Source organism: Collinsella phocaeensis, from assembly GCF_900119895.1.
Lineage (GTDB): Bacteria > Actinomycetota > Coriobacteriia > Coriobacteriales > Coriobacteriaceae > Collinsella > Collinsella phocaeensis.
Map to the genome: position 1 here is coordinate 457,553 of NZ_FQLR01000004.1, position 16,974 is coordinate 474,526.

Below are 16,974 nucleotides of genomic sequence, written 5' to 3' on the forward strand. Positions count from 1 at the left end.
TCCCGATGCGTTATGCTGAAATCGAGCGGTCCCCGCCGCTTGACAAAACCATAGAGACACGTTACGTTGGCGATCACATCTTTCTCATTATGTTCTCGACGGGTGAGACCCGTCTGTTCGATGCGTCCTGCCTTCCGTCCCTTCCGGCGTTCAAACCGCTAGCAGACGAAGCCGTGCTTCGTGAATTCGGGATCGACCATGGCGTCTTGACGTGGTGTGACGGGGAAATCGATATCGCGCCGGAAGCGTTATACGAACGAAGCTTCGAATGCCAGCGTATTGCATAGGGTGTTCTGCCGGCTCGGCCTGCCGGCGTGCTTCTCGCGTGGCGCTGTCTGTCTGGCGGGCGGCGGCGTTTTGCGCGGGGATTCGACGGTGGCGCCTCTGCACGCGGCTTTCGAGTCAAAACGGCAGCGCCGCCACCCGTTGGGAGACGGCGCTGTCGAGCGGCTGCAGGTTGCACCCTGCCGACGGGGCGCTCGGGGTGCGGGTCCCGCGGTTGCGCCGCGCATTGCCCGCGCAAGCTTCGGGCGTCCTACATCTCGAAGCTCGTAAGCGCCCCGCGCGCTGCGGCGACGGCACCCGCCACGAGCGCGTCTACGTTTTCCGACTCCTTGGCCGGGAACATGAGCTCCATGAGCACGGGGAAGTTCGTGCCCGTCACGAGGCGCACCTCGGGATGCTTCATTCGCGTGAGCACCGATGCCTTGAACGGTGACCCGCCCTGCACATCCGTGCAGATGACGGTGGGGGCGCCTGCGTTTTCCGCCACGAGTCCCTCCATGCGTTCGCACAGCTCGTCGAAGCTGTCCCCCTCGCGGAAGTCCAGGGAGCGCACGCGGCTGTCGTCGCCGCATAACAGGGTCAGTGCTCCGTGGAACCCTGTGCCGAAGCCTCCGTGCCCGCACAGCACGAGTCTAGCGTCCATCCTTCCTCCTTTCGGTGCGCAGCTCGCGCACCTGGTCCATGAAGATCCGCGCGCGTTCCGGGTTGATGGGGTTTCTCATGTTGCCGTCCTTCACCCAGGTGCCTACGGAGACCCCGTCGTATTCGGAGAGTATTTCCTTGATGTTCTCGCCGGTTGAGCCGCTACTCAAGAAGATGGGGATTTCCGATCCCAGCCGTGCGCGCACGGCGCGCACGAGCTCCATGCTCTCAGTGAGTGAGCGTCCTCCTACGAAAAGGCCGTCGGCGAACGCGTTCATCACGGTGTCCCAGGCGTTATCCACCACGGATTTGCCGCACAGCTGTTCGTAGTGCACCTCCTGCACATCGGCGAAGACGGGCATGCGCGAGCCCAGGCGCTTTTTGAGCGCGAGCACGTCGATGCATTGCGCTTGCAGAAGACCGGCGTAGCCCACTTCCACGGAGGTGTAGGTGTGCTCGACGCGTATGAAATCGCTTTCCGCCGCCTCGGCCACGGCCAGCGATGACTCGCCGTCCCAGTTGACGAGGATGCCCTGTATCAGATCGGGGCACGCCCTGCGCAGCTCGAGGGCGATGCGCGTCATGAAGGCGGTCGTCTCGACGTTGGCGTGCTGGCGCACGGGCGCGTCGTTGCGGTTCTGGATGATGTAGCCGTCGAAGCCGTTCTCGGCGAGCATCTTGGCCTCGGCGACCGCGCGCTCCACGATCTCGTCGAGCCCCATGCCGTCGTTCAGGTAGGTTCCGGGCAGCGGCTCGGGCTGGATCATGGCGAGCGCGACCGGGTATCGATCTCTGCTCAGCATCAGATCTCCTCTCCAAGCGCGCGCCCGTACTCGAGCGCGAGGGGGAACAGCCCTGCGGGCGGGATGACGCCCCGCTCGCAGATCACGGCTTCGATCAGGTTCCCCGGGATGGACACGAGCTTGATTCCCTTGCAGTCCACGAGCTCGGCGAGCTCCGGCGCGATGGCGTCGCCCAGGCGCCGGCGGTAGTCGAACTCCATGGGACGCAGCCGACACGTGCCGCGAACGGCGCGCAAGTCGAGTTTAAGCAGCGGCGTCAGCACGTAGAGCGGCTTGTTCAGATGGCGGCAGAGCACCGCGAGGATGTCTGAGCCGATGGTGTTGAACGTGGTCCCGTCCGCATAGACCGTCTCGGCGCCGATGAACGCGGCGTCGCAGGTCCTCAGTTCGTCGAGCATGCAGGTATCGGGGATGAAGCGGACGTGCCTGCCTTGGGCGGTTGCGCCCTTCAGGAACGGCACCCCGCCGTTGAGGGCGCGGCTCTCGGGGATGCTCACTTCCACTTCGGGCGGCAGCGCCCGTATGAATGCGTCCACGGTCGACGAGTAGTCGAAGCACATGACGCGGGAGAACGTCGCACATGTATTCACGGCGAATCCTACGAGCCGGCGTACCGCCGCGGCGTTGCTTCCCTGGAAGGCGTCGATGTCTTCCAGCAGGATGCGCTCGAATTCTCCGGCGTCGGTCACGTCGTCGGTAAACGCCCGAACCGTCATGAGGCCAAGGGCGTTGTAGATGGCGCGCGAATTCTGCCCGCGCGTTCCTCTGTAGTACTCAACGAGCGCGCCCACGCGTTCACGGAGGACTTCCAGGTCCTCCCGCCCGTCGTGCTCGACGAGGCTCTTCATCATGCGCTGCATGAGGCCGATCTGGGCGTTGGCGCCCAGCACGCGGCTTTGGTCGATATCGTCGAAGAGCTCCGCGGCGTCCTCTGCGAGCAGCGCGCGGATCTCGGTCTTGTCTCTCATAGTCCCAACAGCTCCTTCGCGTTGAGGTGGCGATGGCGCTCCACGAACCCCTCGTCAAGGTCCAGCAGGTCGAATGCGTGCAGCGAGCAGTGCGTGGACTTGTGGGGGTAGTGCGTGCCAAAGAGGATTTTGCGGTGGTCGATGGCCGCGAGCGCGCGCCGGATGATCGGGAACTCGTAGAGGCAGCTCGTCTCCACGTAGATGTTGTCGTGCTCCGGAACCATCTTGATGCAGCCGTACCCGAAGTCCGTGGTGCCCATGTGCAGCATCACGAAAGGCAGTCGCGGGAAGCGCTGCGCGAAGAGGGCCCATTGGGCGGGCATGGAGCGCGGGCCCCAGCCGGTGAAGCAGTTGACGACGAGGCCGTGCTCCTGCGCGAGCTCGAGGATGGGGTCGAGCCAGGGGCGCTGCGTTTCCGGGTAGTAGCTATGCTCCGCGCCGTCGAGTTCGATGGCGCGGAATGCCCCCGAGGCGACGACGCGCTCCATCTCCTCATAGCAGTCTCGCGCACGGGGGTTGATGACCGCCGCGCCGATCAGGCGGTCCGGATGCGCTTCGACCGCGCGCTGGACGGCTTCGTTTTGCTCGCGGATCGAGTAGCCGTCCAGCGCGGAGATCATGCGCACGTCGATGCCGTTGGCGTCCATGTCCTCCAGGCAGTCCCCAACCAGATAGCGGTCCTTCCCCCGGTCCCAGGGGAGGTGCGCATGATAGTCGATGACCATGTTCGCTCCTTATGCGTTAAGCCAGGATACCGGCCATGCTGCCCAGCACGCCCACGATCATGACGGCGAACATGAGTGGCACGGGGTTGACCTTCTTCTTGTCGATGAGCCAGAAGCACAGCAGCGTGAGCGCGAGCGGAAGCATGCTCGGCATCATGCCGTCGAGCGTCTCCTGCAGCGAGACCACGGTCTCGCCGGCGGAGTAGGACAGGGCGAGGTTCATGGCCACGAGGTTGGAGACGAAGCCGCCGATGACCACGCACGCCGCGATGGAAGCGTACTTGGTGAGCTTTTGGAGTAGTCCGCTGCTCTGGATCTTGGCCACGAGACTCACGCCCTGCTTGTAGCCGTACATGATGCCCAGGTAGCGCAGCGCCTGGCCCACGCCGGCCATGACGAGTACGAAGAGGATGGCGCCCATCGGGCTCGTGTAGCCGCTCGCCGTGATGAGCGAGACGGCGAGGCCCGCCATGATCGGGCGAAGGGTGCCGTGGTAGAGCGAGTCGCCGATGCCCGCGAAGGGTCCCATGAGCGCCGACTTGATGGCGCCGATGGAGGCAGGGTCGATGTCGTGCTTCAGGGCGTGCTCCTCTTCCATGGCGGCAGTGATACCGAGGATGAGGTGCGAGAGGCGCGCCTCGGTGAGGAAGAGCTCGGTGTGGCGGCGGTAGGCCTCGACCTTCTCCTCCTCGTTGTCGTAGACCTTCTCGATGACGGGGATCAGGGAGAAGACGGTGCCCGGGGCCTCCTGTTTCTCGTAGTTGAAGCCGGAGACGAAGGCCTGCGAGTAAATGTAGAGCTTCAAAAGGTCGCGCTTGCTCAGCCGATGCAGGGTGTCGGGGGATTGAGCGGCGTTAGCGGTCTCAGACATGGGTATGCCCTTCTTTCGGAGATTCCTTTGGAGTGCGTGCTATGGGTCAGCTCAGGGCCGCCTGCTCCTCGCGATCACGGTCGGCGTAGAAGGCGGCGGCAACGCAGATGACGGCGAGCATGGTGATGCCGATGTTGCCGATACCCAGGTAGCTGGCGAAGAAGAAGCCGATCAGGAAGAAGTACCACATCTTGGAGAAGTTGATCGATTTCATCAGCAAGGAAAGACCCACGGCGCCAATCATGTTACCGCCGACGGCGAGGCCCGTTATAATCGATTGGGGGATCGCGTTGATAATGCCCTGCACCAGATCCGCTCCGAAGTAGACTGCCAAGAACACCGGGAGAGCGAAGAGGACAAGGTTGAACACGTTCGGGAGCACGAGGCAGTTCATCGTGATCCCCTTGAGGTCATGACGTTCGACGGCGGCTTCGAGGCGGTGCCCCGTCCAGACGCATAAAACCATATTGCGGAAGTACATGCCCATCTGGGCGATGACGGCGAGCGGGAGCGCCGTGGCGAGTGCGACCTCGGTGGAGTTCGCGATGCAGGCGAAGGCCGTCGCGATGATGGTGGAGAAGGTCTCCTCGGGAGGCAGCGCGGTGCCCACGAAGACCTGTCCCAGGAACATGAGCTCGACGATGCAGCCCACCTGCAGGCCGATTTCAAAGTTGCCCATGATGAGGCCCACGATCGGGCCGATCACCACGGGGCGGTAGGTGAAGAGCTGGGTGCAGTACTTGTCGAAGAACATAAGCCAGGTGACGAGTGTCAGCACCAGCGACTGAACGAGCAGTCCGGAATCCATGATTTCCCCTTCCTAGAGCGAGTTTTTCTTCAGCAACTCATCGACGTCGATGGGCTTGTCTGCCGGAACGGCGCGGATCTCGAGTTCGATTCCCCCTTCCATCAGCTTTCGCAGATACGACACGTCGTCCGGTTCCACGTAGACGAAGGCCAGCAGGCGCTTGCGTCCTACTTCGGAACGAGAGTTGGAGATGTTGCCCACGTTGATGCTCTTCGGGCAGAAGCCGTGCTGGACGAGCTCGTAGGCTGATTTGGGATTGCGAACGATGAGCAGCGCGTTTTGGTCGCTTTCGTCCGTGGAGAGCAGCTTGGCGGCGTCTGCAATCGTGAGGATATCGAGGGTGATGCCGCCCGGAACGGTGAGCTTGAGCAGCATCTGCTGCGTGGGATCGGCGGCCGCGCGGTCGTCGGCGACGATGATCTTCTTGGCCGCGGAGTCCGCGATCCACTGAGTGACGATCTGGCCGTGAATGAGGCGGTCATCGATGCGGAAGTTGGTGACGTTCATGGGTTTCTCCTTTCCTATGCGGCGGCGCCGTTCCAGATGCGCTCCGCGTTGCTGTGCAGGACATCTTCGAGCTGCCGGTCGGATAGGCCCAGCTCGAAGATCTTGTCCACCTCGATATTGGTGGGCTTGTAGGGCCAGTCGGTGCCGAAGAGCACGCGTTCGCTGCCGAGGGTTCGGACCGCCTCGCGCAGGATGTCCATCTCCTCGTTGGCGCTCGTCTCGACTGAGAAATTGGGGATGTCGCGAATGAGCTCGATGCAGGTGGTGCCGAACTCGCGTCCGCATGCGTGCGTGAATACGAAGTCGGTTTCGGGGTGCTTTCGGGCGAAGCGGGTCCAGATATACGGGGTGCAGAGCGGTGACGCGCCGCCGTGTATCTGTATGTGGACGCCGTAGTGCGCAATCGCGTCGACGACGCTTTCGAGCTGCGGGCAGTTCTCGACGCTGTAGCCGTGCTTCCAGCTCATGAACTTGACGCCCCGCATGCCCAGGTCGCCGAGCGTGCGGTCGATCTCGTCGAATGCGCCGGGGTCTTTGGGGTCGATGTCGGCGTAGCCCACGACGAAATCGGGGAATTCGCGCATGGCCGCTGCGACGACGTCGTTGTTCTCGCGCATGCTGTTCTGCGAGAGCGAAACGATGCCCACGCGTTCGATGCCGTAGGCACCGAGTTGCTCGACCATCTGCGCGGCGCTGTTGTCGTCACCGCTGCGCGTCTTGCCGAGGTGGGAATGGAAGTCGTATTTCTTCACCTATTTACCTCCCGTTACGTTCACGATGTGGACGGAGTACTTGTACTGGTCGCCGCGGTAGGAGTTCTCGGAGAACTCTACGGGCCTCATGCGCGCATCGTAGGTGACGCGCTCTTTGTAGACCACGGCGCACGACTGCTCGTCGATGAAGAGGTAGCGACGCAGCTCGCTTGACGCCAGGCGTGCCTCCACGGTCTCGTCGGCGCTGCCGAGCACGATCCCCTTTTCTTCGAGGAAGGAATAGAGGCTCGTGTCCTCTCCGAAATCTTCCTGCGTCACTTCAAAGCCCAGGTCGGCACGGATATATGATTTGTGCAGGGCAACGATGCGGCCGTTGAGGAGGCGCAAGCGAATGAGGGCGAAGACCTCGTCGCTCGCGAGGATGTCGAGCTTCTCGGCGACGTGCACGCCGGCGAGGACGCGCTCAAGGCCAGGATGATGGAACTCGGGCGGTCGCCGCGCGACAGGGTGTCACCCGAGAAGGAGTTGAATACCGTGAGCGGACGCTCGAGCCGCATGCGGAGCACGAGGCTGCCCTTACCCTTGCGCTTCTCGATATAGCCGTCGTTCTCCAGATCCGCCAGGGCGCGGCGGATGGTGATGCGGGAGACGCCGAACTCCTGGATCATGTCGCTCTCGCTAGGCAGAATGCTGCCCACTGCATAGACGCCATCTATGATGCGCTCCTTGAGGACGCTGTAGAGCTGGTAGTAAAGCGGTGCTTCGGATGCCTTGGTGATGGGGCTGCCCTCCATGCCTGTCCTCCTTGTTCTTCTCGTCTCAGCTTGTTATGACATATTTATAAATCTTACTCCACCTATTATAATATCATTCAGTCGGCGAAAGGATGATATGAGCCAGTCAGCGTTTCTTGTGGCGGTCGTGAGCCTTCAGAACCTCGGGTTCAACCTCGTGCATCCCGTCACCCCCGCATTTATCGCCGCGACGGGTATGCAGGATTGGATTTTCGGCGTCTCGTACGCGGCGATGGCACTCACGAGCTTCCTCTTCTCGAAGGGGGCGGGGGAGCTCTGCATGCGCTTCGAGAGCCGCTACGTCTTTGCCGTGGGGTGTATGGGCTATGCCGCCGCGCAGCTCATGTTCCTTGCTTCCACGAGCGAGGTCCAGGTTATTGCCTGGAGGCTGTTCAGCGGGTTTTTCGTTGCCATGATCAACGTATCTTCGCTGGTTTATCTTGTACGCATGTCTGCCGGCGACAAGCGGGCGCGTAGCCTGATTCATCTTGCGACCGCCACGGCGGTGACCACGGCCCTCGGTTATACGGTTGGCGGCATCGTCGGCAACGAGAGCTATGCGCGCGCGTTTCTCGCTCAGTTCGCAGCGCTCGCCGTGGCGGGCCTGTTGTTGGCTCTGTTGGGGGGAGACTGCGGGACGGAGCGCGTGGGTATACGGAGACTTTTGCGCGACGGCAATCCGCTGCGCTTGGGTTCGGCGGATTTCCGGGTGCGGCGGCGCATTGTCGCGTATCTCGCCGTGGTGCTGATTTCCATGAGCGCGCTGACTGTCTACGAGCAATCGCTTAACTACTACCTCAAGGACATCCTTGATTTCTCGCCGGCGGATATCGGTTGCCTTAAAGGCGCGATCGGCGCGGTGACGCTCGTCTCCAACCAGGTGTTCGCGCTTCGGCTCATGCGCCGAGCTCGGTTGCTTCGCCACATCGGCGTGGTGTTCGCCCTGGCTTCCTTCGTGAACCTGCTGTTCGCGGCAGTCGGGGGCGGCCCTGCGTTCACGGCGCTCAATCTTGTGTTCACCGTGTTCAACGCTATGCATCTGCCCATGGTCCAAGAGCTCGTGACGTCTGCCGATGAGGCTCATCAGGATGAGCTGGTTAGTCTTTATAACGAGATGCGCTCGGTGGGTTGGGTCGTGGGCGGCCTCGTCGCAGGCCTTGCGTACGCAGTGTGGCCGCCGTTGCCCTTTGCGATTACGGTCGTGCTGTTCGCAGGCCTTGCGGGGCTTTGCCTCTATGGGGACCGGCTACAGCGAGTGTACCAATAGGGGGTGGGGCGCACCGTAACCGGAAGCCCGGCCGCCCCGTCCCTTCACCCATCGTCCGCTCCGCTAAGATTGAAGGCATATCGCGCCCGTCGCGGCTGTCGGCCCCCGGCGGCATTTCGGCTTCGGGCGCACGCCGACCGAAAGGACCCCTCATGCCGCGCATCGCACAGAAGGTCCTCGCCACAGCCGTTCTCGTTGCCGCATGTATGCTGGCAGGATGCTCGGGCGGCATGCCCGAGCTCGACCATGCCGCCAAGGTGGGAAGCATGACGGCCATGGTTCCGAGCTCCTATGCGGAGGACGCCATCGAGGACGACGCCACCTACACCGACCCGCACGACCCGGAACGCTATATCTCGATCGTCTTCGACGGCGACTCCGACGAGTCCGTCGAGCAGATCGAGGAGCGCGAGCTGTTCCTGTGGTCCTTCGAGTTTGATGGGGGCGACGGTGAGCTCGAGCCGGACGTGATCGATTTCGGCGAGCTCGACGGCCGCGAGTACGAGGCGGTCCGGGCCACGTGCGACGACGAGCCCGCGGCGATCGGCGACGAGACCCTGCGCTTCGTCTTCATCTCCGCCCCTGAGGGGGTCTACACGGTGACGATCGTGGACGACGACGTGGACATCGCCGATTTCATTGGGGCGCTTTCCTTCGAGTAGATACGTGCACGGGGTCGCTTCGGCGCGCGGGCGAATGCTCTCTCGCCGCCGTGCTCGCTGACGGCGCCTACCGCGTGAGGTAGCGTTCGACCGTCTCGCGCCCGAAGCCGCTGATGCGGTAGGAGGTCTCCAGTTCACCGCGCTCGCCGATGCGGTGTCCCGCCTCATCGAGCAGGCCGTTTTCCCGGGCCGTGGCGAGTGCCTCCTCCATGCCGCGTGGGGCCAGCTGCCTGCGGCCCGCGTACACGTTCGAGAGAGCCGCCGCCACGTCGCGCGCGGCGTGGTCCGCGCCGTCCATGAAGTGCAGCATGATCGCGTAGTACAGGGGGATGCGCCGCGCGCCCGACCGCCCGTCGGGCTCGGGGTGCGCGGGCATCGCGCCCGGGTGCTCGCCGTGCTGTTCTTTCTTGCCGCGCGATGCGTGTCTGCTCAGCGATGGGCCCTTGGCGCGCGTGTATCCTGCGCCGTCCGGCGCTCCGTCGTCCCCGGGTTGCGTACCGGTGTCCGCTTGTTCTGCCGTACGTGCGAATCTCTCGTCTGCGTCCGATTCCGGACGGGCTTTTGCCCCGTCTTCCGCCGCATCGGCCCGCTCGCGGGGCTTCGCGGCGATAACGAAGATCCCGGCGACCATGACGGCGGCTCCCGCCCATTGCGCGGCGGACAGCGGGGGATAGCTCGCGCTCATGCCGCCGATCCCCAGCACTCTCATGATGATCCAGATGAAGATCGGTCCCCAGAAGGCATACGTGCTGTTGCACGCCATGCCGAGTGCCGTGCCGCACATCGAGTTGCCCTTGTACCACAGCGCGTAGGCCGGCATCGCGAACAGGCCGGAGAGCGCGAAGATCCCGAGCACCGGACTGGCGAGCGCCGCCCCGAGCAGCTGCGGCGCCCCCGCGGGGTCCTGCGAGAGCGCCATGAGCGCGGGGAACACCACGGCGAGTCCGAGGGTCCCGGCGGCGACCTGTCGGATGACGATGCCGACGCGGTGGTCGATGAGCGTGGTGCCGAACCCGGCGACGCAGCCCTCGAACCCCCATCCGAAGGCCGCGAGCAGCGCGAACACGCAGGCGGTGAGGGCGTCTGGCCCCATGGAGGCAAAGCTCGCCCCGCCGATGATCGCGCCGGCCGCCAGACACACGGCGATGCCCGCCAGCGCATGGACCTCAAGGCGTTGGCGGAAGAGGATGCGTCCCAGGACTGTCCTGATCGTGCAGTTGAGGGCCGCGATAGGGATGATGACGCCGGGATTTCCGGCGGCCGCCGCGCCGTTGAGCGCGATGACGTAGCAGATGGTGGCAAAGGGGCCGCCGATGACGGCGCAAAGCGCCATCACGAGGCCGGGTCTGCTGCGCAAGGTCGCCCAGAGGTCGCCGAGCTGCCCCTCGCGGGCGCAGACCAGAAGCGCCCAGGCGCCGCTGAGCAGGTCGTTGAGCCCGGCGGCGAGCGCGGGGAGGGCGAACGTGACGGCGAAGGCGCCGAGCGCTGCCCGCCCGTCGCCCTATGGCACCCCGGAGAGCTATGCGCCCCATACCCCCTGCGTCTGCGCGAGGGAGAGCAGCGCGGTGTACAGCCCGTAGCAGGCGCCCGACATCAGGGCGAAGGCGATGCCGCGCGCGGCGAAGCGTCGGCGGCGTCGGGAGATCGATGTTGCGAGGGCGGGATCCATGGCCGGCCTTTCTGATCTGCGCGGAATGCGCCCACTGCCATGCGGGTGCCGCGGGATAACCATACCTCAGGCCGATGCGGGTCGGGACCTGCTGCAAAATACCGGATTTATGGGCCTCGATTTGGTCATCTAAATAACAGACCCCTATTTTGGAGAGACGGTCCTGGGTAAATGGCCGCGAATCGGATCGCAGAATTTCTTGGGCCAAGAAATCCGTCATATTGCAGCAACGGGATGACGGCGAGTGCGTGGAGTGACCGCGGTCGAGCGGGGGATGCCGGCGAGCGCGGCCTGCGCTCACCCAAGCCAGCGCGCGGGGCCGTGCCGCCTCGCTGGGCGCCGGAGCGTGGGCGCAGTCGACGGCAGGCGGGGTGCAATGTGTTTGAGATTCCGCTAAGGTCTGCTGCCTTCCGACTGGCACGGGTCTGCGTCCGTCGTGTGGAGGGTCCGTGCTCCCGGTGTGCGCCCGCGCCGCCATGGGTACCCTGACGACTTACCGAAAGGGGTCAGTATGAAATCAGGAGCCGTCGCGCGCCGCATCGTGTTCGCCGTCGCCGTCTCGGCCGCCGTCGTGGGGGCAGTGGCGATCTTTCGCCTCACCGAGCAGGTCCCCGGCGCCACCTCGCACCTGTCCGCTCGCGCGCAGAGCATCATGACGGACCCGGCCGGCAATCTCGTTCTGGGTGGGACGAAGACGAGCGTCGCGGCGAACCTCGTCCTCGCCCTGCCCGAGGGCCTGCGCGGTCTTGCCGTGCAGGCGCTTGAGTTCGCCTCGATCCGAAAATGGGCGCATACGGTGCAGTTCTTCGCCTTGGGCGGAGTGGTGTGCGCGGCGCTCGCCGCCTGGTGGGGGCGTCCCCGCTCTCTGGCGGCGCGCTCGGCTATCGCGCTCGCCGTGTGCGCCTCCTGCTCGCTGTTCGACCAGACGCATAAGCTGTTCGTTCCCGGGCGCGAGTTCGATGCCGGCGACCTGCTGTTCGATGCCGCGGGCTACCTGACGGCATGGCTGCTGGTGTTCGGCGTCGCGGCCCTGGCGGGGCGCTTTTGCTCGATGTCCGCGGCGCGTCGCGCGGGCTCGGGGCCGATCGGCGCGCACGCGGCGTAGCTTCGGAGGGCAGGCGGATGCCCGGCAGTCGTTCGGGCACCGCGTCGCCGCGCGTGCGCCCTGCCGGCGGTCCCACCGCGTCGCGCGGGGCCGCCTTGCGCCTACAGCACGAAGGCGGCGGCGACCGCGACGATCAGGGCGGGGAGCATGTTGGCGACGCGGAACTTCGTCCCCCAGATGAGGTTGACGCCCACGCAGAAGATCAGGATCGACCCAACGGCGGAGAGGTTGGCGACGGCGCCCGCCGTCATGATGGGCTGAAGCAGGCGCGCGAGCAGGGTGATGGCGCCCTGGAACACGAGGACGGGGATGGCGGAGAAGATGCACCCGCGGCCCATGGAGGCCGTCATCGTGCAGGTGAGCAGCGCGTCGATGGCGCCCTTGAGCGCAAGCGTGCTCCAGTCGCCGGCGATGCCGTCCTGGATCGCGCCCACGATGGACATGGCGCCTATGGCGACGGTGAGCGAGGCGGTCACGAAGGCGTCGACGAACTTGGGGTCTTCGCTGCTGCTCGTGGCGTACTTGAGCCATTCGCCGAAGCGGCCGATCTGGCGGTCCGGGTCGAGGGCCTCACCGATGAGTGACCCGATGGCGAGCGAGAGCACCACGAGGGCCGTGCCGCCGCCGACGAGCTTACCGCCGTCGATGGAGAGCATGCCGCCCATGGCGCCCGAGATGCCCGCGAACAGGATGCCCGCGGCGGTCGCCTTGAGCAGCGAGTCTTGGATGCGCGGGGTGAAGAACCGACCGAACGCGGTGCCGATGAGCCCTCCGGCGAGGATGAGCGCGACGTTGACGACGGTTCCGAGTCCAACCATGGACAGGTCCTCCTCATGCAGAGAACGATACCCCATCCATCGTGGCGCGCTTGCGCAGGCGGCGCAAGGCCGCTCCGGCGGGCGCGGCGCATCTGAACGGGGGACGCCTGCGGGCTGCATCCCGGCCGCGCCTAGTCGAGCGAGCCCAGCAGGCCTTCGCAGCCGGCGACCACGTCGCGGTAGGTGGCGTCGAAGTCCCCGGTGTACCACGGGTCGGCCACGTCGCGCGGGCTGTCGGTGAAGTCGAGCAGGCGGACGCACTTGCCGTCTGGGTCATCGCCCAAGATGCGGCGCAGCCCGCGGGCGTTCTCGGCGTCCATGTAGACGATCAGGTCCCAGGCGCCGTACTCGTCCCGCTCGATCTGGCGCGCGCGGTGCGGCAGCACGGGCACGCCCGCCTCGCGCAGCTTGTTCACGGTGCCTCGGTGCGGCGGGTTGCCGATCTCCTCGCGCGAGGTCGCGGCGGAGTCGATGACGAACTCGTCGGCGCGCCCCGCGCGGTCGACCATGTCCTGGAACACGAACTGGGCCATGGTCGAGCGACAGATGTTGCCGTGGCAGACGAAGAGGACGCGGTGCATGGGCGGCTCCTTTCGGTTGGGGCTCCGCGGGCGCGCGCCGGCGCCGACGCGGGGACGGGTGCTGGCAACAGGATTGCACAAGAAAGCGCCCTGCGCGATAGGGCAGGGCGCTTAGGCGAACGCGTAAACCCGCGTCGAGGACCCGATCTGGCGCAAAGCGGCGGGTCCGACCGCATCCGGTTCGGGCCCGTCCGCTTTCGGCTCGGGGCGGGCGCGGCCCGGGGAGGCGCGCCGGGCTGGGGGAGGCGCGCCGGGACGCGGCCGGGAGCGCCCCCGGTGCGTGCGGTCCCTAGCCCGCGAGGCCCATCGCCACGGAGGCGAGCGCGATGATCACGCCCACGATGGACTCGCCGCCGAGCACGCCGGACGCGACGATGATGCCGCGCTCCTCGTGCGTGGTCTCCGCTTCGGTGCCGTGCGGCGCGTCTGAAGCGGTCGAGCCCAGCTTCTGCGCCTTCGCCGCGCCGACCCGGTCGTACACCGCTTTGGCGAGCGCGCCGAGCGCTGCGGTGAGGGACATGTAGAAGGGCAGGTAGACGCCGAGTCCGAGCATCATGGACGGCAGCCCGGCGCAATGCAGGAGGATGCCGGCGGCGAGGCCCGCCAGGAAGGCGGGGACGCTGGGGATGCCCGAGACCATGGTGGCGACCACGCTGGCCTGCGCGGCCACGAAGGTCTGCCCGGGGCCGAAGGCGCCGGTGCCGTACGCCTGCACGAGCACGAGCATCACCGCGACGGACACGAGGCAGCCGAGCAGCGCGCCCGCGGCCTGCCCGCGCCAGAGCGCGCGCGGGTCGGTGCCGATGATGGCGCCGGTCTTGAAGTCGCTCATCACGTCGCCGGCGAGGCCGCACGCGATGGCGATGACGCATGCCACGAAGAACAGCTTGACCTGGTCGGATTCGCCGAGGGCCGCCACGACGAGCAGCACGATGAGGCCGAAGATCTCCATGGGGTCGATGCCGGTCTGGCCCACGGACTGCGCGCTCATGATGGTCGTCACGAAGGAGAGCGCCACCACGACGGCGCACACGGCGGGGGAGAGTCCGATGCCGAAGCAAGCGAGCAGCGCCGCGGCGGCGGTGAGCAGGCCGAGAGCGCCCGCGTCGACGCGGCCCATGCGCGCGCCGCCCTCGGCCACGCCGCCCTCGCGCCCGGCGCGCGCCCGGCGCAGCATGCCGGCGGCCTTGGGCGGGATGTCGCGCACGATGACGCCCAGCCCCGAGCCCATCATGAGGCCCATGCCCAGGCTCGAGACGATGCCCTGGGCGCCCGCGACGTCCCATAGGCCCGCGGCGGTGCCGCCCACGATGATGCCGAAGTTGCCCAGCACGGCGCCCGCGAACCAGAAGGCCACGGCCGCCCCGCCCACCAGAAAGCCCACGGAGAGCAGCATGGGCGAGTTGTAGACGGCGAAGCTCACGCCCGGGATGGGCAGGGCGGCGAGCATGGTGGGCACGACGCCCAGCACGTCGCGCGCCACGCACCAGGCGCCGGCGAGGCCCATCGAGCCGAACAGCGCGCGGCCGGTCGCCCCGCCCGCGCGGCTCGCCTGCAGCGTCTTGGCCGCGGCGGTGCCGATGGGGTACTCCAGGTCGGACTCCTCCACGAAGCGCCGGCGGATGAGGGCCGTGCACACGAGGCCGAGCAGCGTGCCGGCGAGCGCGGCGGCGAGCAGCTCGGCCGGGCTCACCTCGTCGGCGAGCCCGAGCATCCAGATGCCGGGCACGGTGAACGCGATGCCGCCGGCGACCATGGAGCCCGCAGACATGATGACCTGGGTGATATTTGCTTCGTTGAGGCTCGTGCGGCCGAGCGCGCGCAGCAGCACGAGGGCCGTGATGGAGGTGAAGATGGTGGGCCACGGCAGGGCTCCCATCTTGAGGGCCGTGTACATGGACGAGGCCGTGATGACGACGCAGCCGAGGCAGCCGATGACGATGCCGGCGCAGCTCAGCTGCCCGCGCTCCTCGGCGCGGAAGGGTGCATGCTTCATGCGGTTCTCCTTCGTATATCCGCTCCCCCTCGATGGGGAGTCGGGTTACGACAACAGGACCGGTATAGTATAGGCGCACAAGGCCTTCGGCGGATGCTCGAGGAAAGGAAGAACATGGGCGAAGCAGCAGCGGCGGCGATCACGGCACCGCGCGGCCCCGGGGAGCCCGGGGCGGACGGCGCGGCGCGCACCCCGGACCTTCTGGCGGTCGACCTCGGTAACACCGCGACGCGCCTCGGGGCGTTCGCGGGCGAGGAGCTGCTGGGCACCTGGGACCTCACCACGCCGGACCGCATCACGGCCGACGAGGCGTGCGCCCAGATCTCCGGCGCGCTGGCGATGATGGACGTGGGCACCCCGTCGTCGTCCATCCTCGCCAGCGTGGTGCCCCAGCTCACCGATGCGTGGCGTTCCGCCCTGGCGCGAGCGTGCCCGTCCCGGCCGCTCGTGGTGGGGCCTGGCCTCAAGACCGGCCTGCGCATGCGCTACGACGACCCGGCCGAGGTCGGGGCGGACCGCGTGGCCGATGCGCTTGCTGCCCGCATCTCGTATGGGGCCCCCGTCGTGGTGGTGGACCTGGGCACGACGACCAACATCGAGGTCGTGGACGCGTCGGGCTCCTTCGCCGGCGGCGTGATCGCGCCAGGCGTCGCCCTCGGGGCGCGCTCGCTCGCCCAGGCGGCCGCGCGCCTGCCCGTCATCGAGCTCGCCGCCCCGCCGTGCGTGATCGGGCGCAGCACGCGCGCGGCGATGCAGTCCGGTGTGGTGCTGGGCGAGGTGGCCCGGATCGACGGGCTGCTCGACGCGGTGATGGGGGAGCTCGGGGCGCAGGCACCCATCGTGGTCACGGGCGACGGCGCGTCCGAGATGGCGGCGCTCATCTCCCACGAGGCGGCGGTGGACGAGACGCTCACCCTGCGCGGGCTCATGCGCATCTGGAGGACGAACCGCCGCTAGGGCCCGGGACTGCGGCTGCGGACGGATGCCCGTCGGAACCGCCGCCGGCTGCGGGAGGCCGCCGGGCCGGAGCGCACCCCGCCTCGCGCGCCGACCGCCCCGGCTCCCGCCGTGCGCCGGGCGGACGCGCGCTGTGCTTGCGCTGTCTTTCCGGGCCGCCGGCGCGACGCGCGCCCGTCGGGCTGCGTATACTGGCGGCAACGGATACCCGCGTATCAGGAGGAACCCATGGATGCCCGTCAGATCTCCCGAATCGGCCTCGTCGTCGCCCTGCTCGCCGTCTCGGCGTGGGTGACCGTCCCGTTCGGCCCCGTTCCCTTCACGCTGCAGACGATGGCGCTCGCGCTCGTGCCCGCGGTGCTCGACCGCAAGGGCGCTCTCGCCGCCGTCGCGGCCTACCTGCTGCTCGGCGGCATCGGCCTGCCCGTCTTCTCCGGCTTCGGTGGCGGCGTGGGCGTGCTCGCCGGCCCGACCGGCGGGTTCCTGTGGGGCTTCCTGGCCGGTATGGCGGCGGCCTGCACGCTGCTGCGCGTCCTGCCCGAGACGATGCCGCGCCCCGCGCGCGTGCTCGTCGCCGACGTGGTGATGCTGCTCATCGCGTATGCGTGCGGCACCGTGCAGCTCATGGCCGTCGCGTCTCTCGAGCTCATCCCGGCGCTCGCCATGGCGGTCTTCCCGTTCATCGTCCCCGACGCCGTCAAGCTCGCGGTCGGGTCGCGCGCGGGCTGCGTCGTCGCCCGCGCCGAGGAGCGCCGCGCGGGAGGGGCTGCGGCCTAAGGGGGCGTGCGACGTCTGCCGCGGTC

Annotated in this window: 21 protein-coding genes; 6 read left to right on the forward strand and 15 right to left on the reverse strand. The window is 66.9% G+C overall.

The features are described from left to right. Positions 1 to 5 precede the first annotated feature (5 nt). Positions 6 to 287, forward strand: coding sequence for a DUF2442 domain-containing protein (locus tag BQ7355_RS04090; protein WP_072415049.1), 282 nt, complete (start codon positions 6 to 8; stop codon positions 285 to 287). Between the two features lie 248 nt (positions 288 to 535). Here the strand turns inward: BQ7355_RS04090 and BQ7355_RS04095 are convergent, their stop codons facing one another. From BQ7355_RS04095 to BQ7355_RS09225, 10 genes are read right to left on the reverse strand one after another with little or no spacing between them, the layout of a single operon-like run. After that, the gene (locus tag BQ7355_RS04095) at positions 536 to 928 is read right to left on the reverse strand and encodes a PTS sugar transporter subunit IIA (RefSeq protein ID WP_072415050.1); all 393 of its coding nucleotides are present in this window, start codon (positions 926 to 928) and stop codon (positions 536 to 538) included. Beyond that, positions 918 to 1,730 carry a BtpA/SgcQ family protein gene (locus BQ7355_RS04100; RefSeq protein WP_072415051.1) on the reverse strand — a complete coding sequence of 271 codons (813 nt, stop codon included), beginning with the start codon at positions 1,728 to 1,730 and terminating at the stop codon, positions 918 to 920. The genes BQ7355_RS04095 and BQ7355_RS04100 overlap by 11 nt, the downstream gene beginning before the upstream one ends. Further along, positions 1,730 to 2,698 (reverse strand): IF-2B domain-containing protein, encoded by a 969-nt coding sequence (locus tag BQ7355_RS04105; protein ID WP_072415052.1) that lies wholly within the window; start codon positions 2,696 to 2,698, stop codon positions 1,730 to 1,732. The genes BQ7355_RS04100 and BQ7355_RS04105 overlap by 1 nt, the downstream gene beginning before the upstream one ends. Continuing rightward, positions 2,695 to 3,423 (reverse strand): amidohydrolase family protein, encoded by a 729-nt coding sequence (locus BQ7355_RS04110; RefSeq protein WP_072415053.1) that lies wholly within the window; start codon positions 3,421 to 3,423, stop codon positions 2,695 to 2,697. Before BQ7355_RS04110 ends, BQ7355_RS04105 begins: the two co-directional genes overlap by 4 nt. Before the next feature lie 16 nt (positions 3,424 to 3,439). Continuing rightward, on the reverse strand, positions 3,440 to 4,294 hold the full coding sequence (locus tag BQ7355_RS04115) for a PTS system mannose/fructose/sorbose family transporter subunit IID (RefSeq protein ID WP_072415054.1): 855 nt from the start codon (positions 4,292 to 4,294) through the stop codon (positions 3,440 to 3,442). A 46-nt stretch (positions 4,295 to 4,340) separates the two neighbouring features. Then, on the reverse strand, positions 4,341 to 5,102 hold the full coding sequence (locus BQ7355_RS04120; protein WP_072415055.1) for a PTS mannose/fructose/sorbose/N-acetylgalactosamine transporter subunit IIC: 762 nt from the start codon (positions 5,100 to 5,102) through the stop codon (positions 4,341 to 4,343). Between the two features lie 12 nt (positions 5,103 to 5,114). Continuing rightward, positions 5,115 to 5,609, reverse strand: coding sequence for a PTS sugar transporter subunit IIB (locus BQ7355_RS04125; RefSeq protein WP_072415056.1), 495 nt, complete (start codon positions 5,607 to 5,609; stop codon positions 5,115 to 5,117). A gap of 14 nt (positions 5,610 to 5,623) precedes the next feature. Beyond that, positions 5,624 to 6,361 (reverse strand): amidohydrolase family protein, encoded by a 738-nt coding sequence (locus tag BQ7355_RS04130; protein ID WP_072415057.1) that lies wholly within the window; start codon positions 6,359 to 6,361, stop codon positions 5,624 to 5,626. Continuing rightward, complete coding sequence (locus BQ7355_RS09220; RefSeq protein WP_240307374.1) at positions 6,362 to 6,745, reverse strand: UTRA domain-containing protein; 384 nt, start codon at positions 6,743 to 6,745, stop codon at positions 6,362 to 6,364. Then, positions 6,637 to 7,116 (reverse strand): GntR family transcriptional regulator, encoded by a 480-nt coding sequence (locus BQ7355_RS09225; protein ID WP_205407561.1) that lies wholly within the window; start codon positions 7,114 to 7,116, stop codon positions 6,637 to 6,639. Before BQ7355_RS09225 ends, BQ7355_RS09220 begins: the two co-directional genes overlap by 109 nt. A 97-nt stretch (positions 7,117 to 7,213) precedes the next feature. On the opposite strand from BQ7355_RS09225, the gene BQ7355_RS04140 reads away from it, so the two are divergent. Further along, on the forward strand, positions 7,214 to 8,383 hold the full coding sequence (locus BQ7355_RS04140) for an MFS transporter (RefSeq protein WP_072415058.1): 1,170 nt from the start codon (positions 7,214 to 7,216) through the stop codon (positions 8,381 to 8,383). Between the two features lie 152 nt (positions 8,384 to 8,535). Further along, on the forward strand, positions 8,536 to 9,045 hold the full coding sequence (locus BQ7355_RS04145; RefSeq protein ID WP_072415059.1) for a hypothetical protein: 510 nt from the start codon (positions 8,536 to 8,538) through the stop codon (positions 9,043 to 9,045). 67 nt (positions 9,046 to 9,112) lie between these two features. Here the strand turns inward: BQ7355_RS04145 and BQ7355_RS09230 are convergent, their stop codons facing one another. Then, positions 9,113 to 10,378 carry a DMT family transporter gene (locus BQ7355_RS09230; RefSeq protein ID WP_072415060.1) on the reverse strand — a complete coding sequence of 422 codons (1,266 nt, stop codon included), beginning with the start codon at positions 10,376 to 10,378 and terminating at the stop codon, positions 9,113 to 9,115. 186 nt (positions 10,379 to 10,564) lie between these two features. Further along, positions 10,565 to 10,714, reverse strand: a complete 150-nt coding sequence (locus BQ7355_RS09235; protein ID WP_205407562.1) for a hypothetical protein — start codon at positions 10,712 to 10,714, stop codon at positions 10,565 to 10,567. 511 nt (positions 10,715 to 11,225) lie between these two features. Between BQ7355_RS09235 and BQ7355_RS04155 the strand changes: the two genes are divergently transcribed. Next, positions 11,226 to 11,819, forward strand: coding sequence for a VanZ family protein (locus BQ7355_RS04155; RefSeq protein WP_072415061.1), 594 nt, complete (start codon positions 11,226 to 11,228; stop codon positions 11,817 to 11,819). Positions 11,820 to 11,920: 101 nt separating this feature from the next. Here BQ7355_RS04155 and BQ7355_RS04160 read toward each other — a convergent pair whose 3' ends face one another. From BQ7355_RS04160 to BQ7355_RS04170, 3 genes are all read right to left on the reverse strand, one after another. Beyond that, on the reverse strand, positions 11,921 to 12,637 hold the full coding sequence (locus tag BQ7355_RS04160) for a DUF554 domain-containing protein (RefSeq protein ID WP_072415062.1): 717 nt from the start codon (positions 12,635 to 12,637) through the stop codon (positions 11,921 to 11,923). 131 nt (positions 12,638 to 12,768) lie between these two features. Next, positions 12,769 to 13,218, reverse strand: a complete 450-nt coding sequence (locus BQ7355_RS04165) for a low molecular weight protein-tyrosine-phosphatase (RefSeq protein WP_072415063.1) — start codon at positions 13,216 to 13,218, stop codon at positions 12,769 to 12,771. A 289-nt stretch (positions 13,219 to 13,507) separates the two neighbouring features. After that, the gene (locus tag BQ7355_RS04170) at positions 13,508 to 15,214 is read right to left on the reverse strand and encodes an OPT/YSL family transporter (RefSeq protein WP_072415064.1); all 1,707 of its coding nucleotides are present in this window, start codon (positions 15,212 to 15,214) and stop codon (positions 13,508 to 13,510) included. Positions 15,215 to 15,328: 114 nt separating this feature from the next. Between BQ7355_RS04170 and BQ7355_RS04175 the strand changes: the two genes are divergently transcribed. Both BQ7355_RS04175 and BQ7355_RS04180 read left to right on the forward strand, forming a co-directional pair. Continuing rightward, positions 15,329 to 16,171, forward strand: coding sequence for a type III pantothenate kinase (locus BQ7355_RS04175; RefSeq protein ID WP_083581544.1), 843 nt, complete (start codon positions 15,329 to 15,331; stop codon positions 16,169 to 16,171). 228 nt (positions 16,172 to 16,399) lie between these two features. Further along, entirely contained in the window at positions 16,400 to 16,948 is a 549-nt protein-coding gene (locus BQ7355_RS04180) for a biotin transporter BioY (protein ID WP_072415065.1), read from the forward strand. Positions 16,949 to 16,974 lie beyond the last annotated feature (26 nt).